This window comes from Nocardia sp. NPDC005746 (genome assembly GCF_040630785.1).
In the GTDB taxonomy this organism is placed as follows: Bacteria; Actinomycetota; Actinomycetes; order Mycobacteriales; family Mycobacteriaceae; genus Nocardia.
Genome location: NZ_JBEXYE010000001.1, coordinates 837,493 through 844,382 on the forward strand (window position 1 = coordinate 837,493; position 6,890 = coordinate 844,382).

Annotated in this window: 6 protein-coding genes and 1 pseudogene; 2 read left to right on the forward strand and 5 right to left on the reverse strand. The window is 66.9% G+C overall.

The window, feature by feature from the left end:
* Positions 1-8 precede the first annotated feature (8 nt).
* From dmpG to ABZ412_RS03755, 3 genes are read right to left on the reverse strand one after another with little or no spacing between them, the layout of a single operon-like run.
* Positions 9-1,073 carry a 4-hydroxy-2-oxovalerate aldolase gene (gene dmpG, locus ABZ412_RS03745; protein WP_246598189.1) on the reverse strand — a complete coding sequence of 355 codons (1,065 nt, stop codon included), beginning with the start codon at positions 1,071-1,073 and terminating at the stop codon, positions 9-11.
* Positions 1,074-1,085: 12 nt separating this feature from the next.
* Positions 1,086-1,994 carry an acetaldehyde dehydrogenase (acetylating) gene (locus ABZ412_RS03750; RefSeq protein WP_213558314.1) on the reverse strand — a complete coding sequence of 303 codons (909 nt, stop codon included), beginning with the start codon at positions 1,992-1,994 and terminating at the stop codon, positions 1,086-1,088.
* A gap of 45 nt (positions 1,995-2,039) precedes the next feature.
* On the reverse strand, positions 2,040-2,825 hold the full coding sequence (locus ABZ412_RS03755; protein ID WP_357275840.1) for a 2-keto-4-pentenoate hydratase: 786 nt from the start codon (positions 2,823-2,825) through the stop codon (positions 2,040-2,042).
* 143 nt (positions 2,826-2,968) lie between these two features.
* On the opposite strand from ABZ412_RS03755, the gene kstD reads away from it, so the two are divergent.
* Together kstD and ABZ412_RS03765 are read left to right on the forward strand one after the other, a co-directional pair.
* Positions 2,969-4,684 (forward strand): 3-oxosteroid 1-dehydrogenase, encoded by a 1,716-nt coding sequence (kstD, locus tag ABZ412_RS03760; RefSeq protein WP_357275843.1) that lies wholly within the window; start codon positions 2,969-2,971, stop codon positions 4,682-4,684.
* A gap of 346 nt (positions 4,685-5,030) precedes the next feature.
* A complete protein-coding gene (locus ABZ412_RS03765; protein WP_357275845.1) occupies positions 5,031-5,891 on the forward strand; it encodes a MaoC/PaaZ C-terminal domain-containing protein in 861 nt (286 codons plus the stop codon).
* Between the two features lie 253 nt (positions 5,892-6,144).
* On the opposite strand, the gene hsaB is transcribed toward ABZ412_RS03765, so the two are convergent.
* Positions 6,145-6,756 (reverse strand): 3-hydroxy-9,10-secoandrosta-1,3,5(10)-triene-9,17-dione monooxygenase reductase subunit, encoded by a 612-nt coding sequence (gene hsaB, locus ABZ412_RS03770; protein WP_357275848.1) that lies wholly within the window; start codon positions 6,754-6,756, stop codon positions 6,145-6,147.
* Positions 6,757-6,785: 29 nt separating this feature from the next.
* Positions 6,786-6,890 (reverse strand): annotated as a pseudogene (locus ABZ412_RS03775) (2,3-dihydroxybiphenyl 1,2-dioxygenase); the annotation flags it as partial.

Sequence of the window (6,890 nt, forward strand, 5' to 3'; positions counted from 1 at the left end):
CGGGTGGGTCAGGCGTTGGCGGCCGACTTCTCCTTTTCGCGCTGGAGTTCCAGGGCGATGTCGATGAGCTGGTCTTCCTGGCCACCGACGAGCTTGCGCTGGCCGGCGCGGACGAGCATCTCGGCGGCGGAGACGCCGTAGCGTTCGGCCTGGCGCTCGGCGTGACGCAGGAACGACGAGTAGACGCCCGCGTAGCCCATCATCAGGGCCTGGCGGTCGAGGAGGCATTCGCTCGGCATGGCCGGGCGGACGACGTCCTCGGCGGCGTCGGTGATGGCGAAGAAGTCGACGCCGGTCTTGATGCCGAGCTTGTCGCAGACGCCGATGAAGGCCTCGACGGGCAGGTTGCCCGCGCCCGCGCCGAAACGACGTGCGCTGCCGTCGATCTGGGTGGCGCCCGCGCGCACGGCGTACACCGAGTTCGCGACCGCGAGGCCCAGGTTCTCGTGGCCGTGGAAGCCGACCTGCGCGTCGTTGCCGAGCTCGGCGACCAGGGCGGAGACACGGTCGGAGACCTGCTCCAGCACCAGCGCGCCGGCGGAGTCGACGACGTAGATGCACTGGCAGCCGGCGTCGGCCATGATGCGGGCCTGCTTGGCGAGGTTCTCCGGGGTGGTGGAGTGCGCCATCATCAGGAAGCCGACGGTCTCGAGGCCGAGGTCGCGCGCCATGTTGAAGTGCTGGATCGAGACGTCGGCCTCGGTGCAGTGGGTGGCGATGCGGCAGATGCTCGCGCCATTGTCCTGCGAGATCTTGATGTCTTCCTTGACGCCGACGCCCGGCAGCATGAGGAAGGCGATCTTGGCCTGCTTGGCGGTCTCGGCCGCGACCTTGATCAGTTCTTGCTCAGGGGTCTTCGAGAAACCGTAGTTGAACGAGGAACCGCCGAGGCCGTCACCGTGGGTGACCTCGATGACCGGCACGCCGGAGTTGTCGAGGGCGGCGACGATGTCACGGACCTCTTCCACCACGAACTGGTGGCGCTTGTGGTGCGAGCCGTCGCGCAGCGACGTGTCGGTCACCCGGACGTCGAGGTCCGCGGAGAACGGCTTGAGAATGTTCGAATTGCTCACTGTCGGTACTCCTTACACCCGAGCCGAGATGATCTGGTCGGCCAGCACATTGCCCACCTGGGTGGCGGCCGCGGTCATGATGTCGAGGTTGCCCGAGTACGGCGGCAGGAAGTCGCCCGCGCCCTCGACCTCGACGAAGATCGACACCTTCGCCATGCCACCGGAAACCAGCGACGGCTCGTCGAACTGCGGCTCGTTGAGCAGGCGGTAACCGGGCACGTACTCCTGGATGGCCTTCTCCATGCGGTGCACCGACTCGGTGATCGCGTCGCGGTCGGCATCCTCGGGGATCGAGCAGAAGATGGTGTCGCGCATGATCATCGGCGGCTCGGCCGGGTTCAGGATGATGATGGCCTTGCCGCGCTTGGCGCCACCGATGTTCATGACACCCGCGGAGGTGGTCTTGGTGAACTCGTCGATGTTGGCGCGGGTACCCGGGCCGGCGGACACCGAGGACACCGACGCCACGATCTCGGCGTAGTCGACCGGCACGACGCGGGACACCGCGTGCACCATCGGAATCGTGGCCTGGCCACCGCAGGTGATCATGTTGACGTTCATCTCGTCACGCAGGGTGTCGAGGTTGACCGGCGGGATCACGGCGGGGCCGACGGCGGCCGGGGTGAGGTCGATGGCACGGATGCCGGCCTCGGCGTACTTCGGCGCGTAGGCGCGGTGCACGTACGCGGAGGTCGCCTCGAACAGCAGGTCCGGCTTCTCCGGCAGCGCGAGCAGCCAGTCCGCGCCCTCGGCGGAGGTCTCCAGGCCCAGGCCGCGGGCGCGCTTGAGGCCCTCGGAATCGGGGTCGATACCGATCATCCAGCGCGGCTCGATCTTGTCCGAACGCAGCAGCTTGTACAGCAGGTCGGTGCTGATGTTGCCGGACCCGACGATCGCGGCGGTGACTTTGCTTGCAGTCACGGCTTTCTCCTACTCAGGTGAGGTCTGTGTCAGTCGGGGCGGCGCTTACGCGAAACCCAGGTGGACGGAACCGAGTCCGGCGAACTCGGCGATGAACTCGTCGCCCGGTCGGGCGTCGATGGCGCGGGTGCAGGAGCCGGGCAGCACGATGTCGCCCGCCTTCAACCGCACGCCGAACGAGGCGACCTTGCGGGCCAGCCACGCCACGGCGATGGTGGGGTCGCCGAGCACGGCGTCGGACCGGCCCTCGGCGATGACCTCGCCATTGCGGGTCAGCACGGCGTCGATGGCCTTGATGTCCAGCAGTTCCGGCGCGACGCGGGCCTTGCCGAGCACGTAGCCGGCCGAGGAGGCGTTGTCGGCGATGGTGTCGCAGAGGCCGATCTTCCACTCCTTGATGCGGGTGTCGATCAGCTCGATGGAGGGCGCGTAGGCGACGGTGGCCTTGCGGACGTCCTCCTCGGTGCAGTCCTCGCCGGGCAGATCGGCGCCGAGGATGAACCCGACCTCGACCTCGACGCGGGGGTACAGGTACTTGGAGGTGTCGACCGGAACGTCTTCGTAGACTTCCATTTCCGCGAGCAGGTGCCCGTAGTCGGGCTCGTCGACGCCCATCATCTGCTGCATGGCCAGCGAGGACAGGCCGACCTTGTGGCCCACCACCTTCGCGCCACCGGCGAACCGCTGCCGCATGTTGATCAGCTGGATCTCGTACGCGTCGACCACGTCGATCTCGGGGTGCCGCGCGACCAGCGGGTCGATCGGGGTGCGATCCCGTTCGGCCGTCGCGAGCTCGTCAGCCAGTTCCTTGCGAAGCGCGTCGGTCAGCACGCTGTGTTCCTTCCATCGGGGGTACCGGCCGGTGGCCCTACGGTAACGAGACTAGAAATTGAAACGAGTTTTTGTGAAGAACATCGCTTCAGCAGTCCCATCTGCCAGACCAACATAGACCAAACCAGGATTGATTCTATAACGTGTTCTACATGACTGATCGGGATTACGACGTGGTGGTGGTCGGCAGCGGTGCCGCCGGTATGTCCGCCGCCCTCACCGCTGCGCACCACGGTCTGCGCACGGTGCTCATCGAAAAGGCCGCTCATTACGGCGGTTCTACCGCGCGTTCGGGCGGTGGCGTCTGGATTCCCGGAAACAAGGTGCTCAAGGCCGCCGGCAAGGGCGACGACCTGGACGAGGCGCGGACCTACCTCTACAGCATCATCGGCGACGTGGTGCCCAAGGAGAAGATCGATACCTACATCGATCGCGGCGCCGAGGCGTTCGACTACGTCCTGGACCACTCCGCGCTGAAGATGACCTGGGTGCCGGGCTACTCCGACTACTACCCGGAGGCACCGGGCGGCAAGGCGGACGGCCGCTCCTGCGAGCCCAAGCCCTTCAACCTGAAGGTACTGGGCGCAGAGCGCTTCAATCTGGAGCCGCCCTACAGCAAGGCGCCGCTGAACGTGGTCGTTATGCAGGCCGACTACAAGAAGCTCAACCTGATCCGCCGCCACCCGAGCGGCATCCTGCGCGTGCTGCGCGTCGGCACCCGCTGGGCGTGGGGCAAGGCCACCGGCAAGGCGCTGGTCGGCATGGGTCAGGCGATCATCGCGGGTCTGCGCAAGGGCCTGCTGGACGCGAACGTGCCGGTCCTGCTGAACACCCCGCTGACCGGTCTGGTCATCGAGAACGGCGTGGTCACCGGCGTCGAGGCCACCCAGAACGGCGAGACCGTGCGGTTCAACGCCAAGTACGGCGTGATCCTGGGCAGCGGCGGCTTCGAGCGCAACGCCGACATGCGGCACAAGTACCAGCGTGAGCCCATCACCACCGAGTGGACCACCGGCGCCGAGGCCAACACCGGCGACGGCATCCGCGCGGGCATCGAAGCGGGCGGCGCGATCGACTTCATGGACGACTCGTGGTGGGGTCCGACCACCTTCCGCGGCGAGGGCAAGCCCTGGTTCTGCCTCGCCGAGCGGAACCTGCCCGGATCCATCATGATCAACACGCAAGGTCAGCGATTCGGTAATGAGTCCGCTCCTTACGTCGAGGCAGTGCACACCATGTACGGCGGCGAATACGGGCAGGGTGAGGGTCCGGGCGAGAACGTGCCGTGCTGGCTCGTGTTCGATCAGCGCTACCGGTCTCGCTACATCTTCGCCGGATTGCAGCCTGGCCAGCCGATTCCGTCCCGCTGGATGGAAAACGACCTCATTGTCAAGGCCTCTTCGGTAGAAGCTCTCGCGGAGAAGATCGGCGTCCCCGCCGACAACCTGGCCGCCACCATCGAGCGCTTCAACGGCTTCGCCGAGACCGGCAAGGACCTCGACTACAAGCGCGGCGACTCCGCCTACGACCGCTACTACGGCGACGAGACCATCAAGCCGAACCCGTGCCTCAACAAGCTCGAGGTCGGCCCGTTCTACGCGGTCAAGATGGTCCCCGGCGACCTGGGCACCAAGGGTGGTCTGGTCACCGACAACGACGCCCGCGTGCTGCGCGAGGACGGCACCGTGATCGACGGCCTCTACGCCGCCGGCAACACCTCGTCGCCGGTCATGGGCCACACCTACGCCGGTCCCGGCGCGACCATCGGACCCGCGATCACCTTCGGCTACCTGGCCGCCCTCGATATCGCCGCCAAGGCGAAGAACGGCGCGCCGGTGAAGGCCGACAAGGCGTCCTGAACCGTCCCAACCCGGTTCAGGATCGGGTTGGGCGCGAGTCGGGTCACGTCGAGTCCGCGCCCAACCCACCCACACATCCCGTCGTACCGCTCTATCCCGGCGGGATGTGTGACGACAACTGAAGAACCCGGATCCGCCATCGCGAACGCTCTTTCCGATGGCGGGTCCGGCGTATATCCCGAGCATCAGGAGCCGAGCGCGGCGACGCGCTACCCGGTCAGCGGGCACAAGCTTGCGGACTCGGCGGCCGCGTTGAACCATCGGACCCAACGAACGGGGCTCGCGGGTTCGGCACTACGACGTCAACTCGGACCCGAGTGGGGTCGCGATCACGAGGAGAACTTTCATGCCCATCGACTTGAGCGTCGCGCTCGGCGCGCAGATCCCGGCGCGCGACTTCAGCTGGTCGGCCAGCGACGTGCAGACCTACAACCTGGCGCTGGGCGCGGGCAACCGCTGGACCGACCCGGCCGAGCTGCGCTACCTCGACGACCGCGAGCCGGCCGTGCTGCCGTCCTTCGGCACCGTCGCGCCCTCGTTCCACGAGACCGAGGCGCCGAAGGTCAAGTTCGACGGCATCGACATCGACCTGGCGAAGGTCGTGCACGGCAGCCAGGAGATCATCGTGCACCGCCCGATCCCGGCGTCGGGCAAGGGCACCATCGCGGGCAAGATCAGCGAGATCTGGGACAAGGGCTCCAACGCCGTCATCTGGCGTGAGGACACCGCGGTCGGCTCCGACGGCGAACCCCTGTGGACCTCCCGCTCCTCCATCTTCGCGAAGGGCGAGGGCGGCTTCGGCGGCGACCGCGGCCCGTCCGCCAAGACCGAACTCCCCGACCGCGCACCGGATTTCGAGGTGCTCACCCCCACCTTGCCGCAGCAGGCCCTGCTCTACCGCATGTGCGGTGACCGCAACCCGCTGCACTCGGACCCCGAGTTCGCCCGCAACGCCGGCTTCCCGAACCCCATCCTGCACGGCCTGTGCACCTACGGCCTGGTCCTCAAGACCGCCACGGACACCGCCCTGGCCTCGGATGTCTCCCGCGTCAAGGGTTTCCGTGCCCGCTTCGCCGGCGTCATGTACCCCGGCGAGACCCTGCGCTCGCGTATCTGGCAGCAGGACGGCGAACTCGTCATCGCGGTGACCGTCGTCGAACGCGACGACGCCCCCGTCCTCGCCGACGTGGTCCTCACCCACTCCTGACCCCGGTCTCCACTGGGCCGCAACCGACTCCGGTTGCGGCCCAGCGTCGTTCAACGGCGACGTCGATCGTTCACGCTTGCGCGGTTGCGGAATGCGGTGGTTGATGGAGCTGTCGATCCGGAGGTCTTCCAGTCCACGGGGAACCATCGCCGTCGAGGCCAGGTTTTTCCCAACCCTCCCCAATGCGAAAGGCCCCTGTGGATGAAATCCACAGGGGCCTTTCGCTATCGCCAGGGTTCTGGAGGAACCCGCCTCACAGCCAGGTGTCGAGCGTGGTGGTGGTGAGGAAGTGTTCGAGGTCGGCGCGCCAAGGGGCGGGGGTGGTCTTCTCCGGTTCGATGGCCGTGTACTGGCCGCGGTAGAAGAGCAGCGGCCTGCCGGAGTCGGTGGACTCCGACAGGGCCTGTACCCGGCCGATCACGATGTAGTGATCGCCGCCGTCGAGCACGTTGTCCACAGTGCACTGGATCGTGGCCAACGCGCCGTCCAAAACCGGGAGGTCCAGTTCCGAGGTGTGCCAGTCGATTCCGGCGAACTTGTCGGGTTCGCGGGAACCGAAGCGGGCGCACACCGGCTGTTGCTCCTCGGCCAGCATGTTCACGGCGAAGTTGCCGTTGCGTTCGATCGCCTTCCAGGAGCGGGACTCCTTGGTGGGGCAGAACAGCACCAGCGGCGGATCGAGGGACAGCGCGGCGAACGACTGGCACGCGAAGCCGATCGGCGCCCGCTCACCGCCCTCGTCGTCGAAGGTGGTGATGACGGTGATGCCGGTGCAGAACTGCCCCAGCACATTCCGGAACTGACGCCCATCGATGACGGGGTGCCCGTCGGTGGTCGCTTCCTTGGTCAATTCGGCCTCGGTCATGTTCTGCCGCCCCTCGTAGTCCGTGCTCGCTACTTGAATCCGACGGTGAAGTCGTGGCCCCACAGGCTGACCGCGGTGGATTCCCGCGCGATCCACGAGTGGTCGTCGACTTCGAGTCCCTCACAGCCGAATTC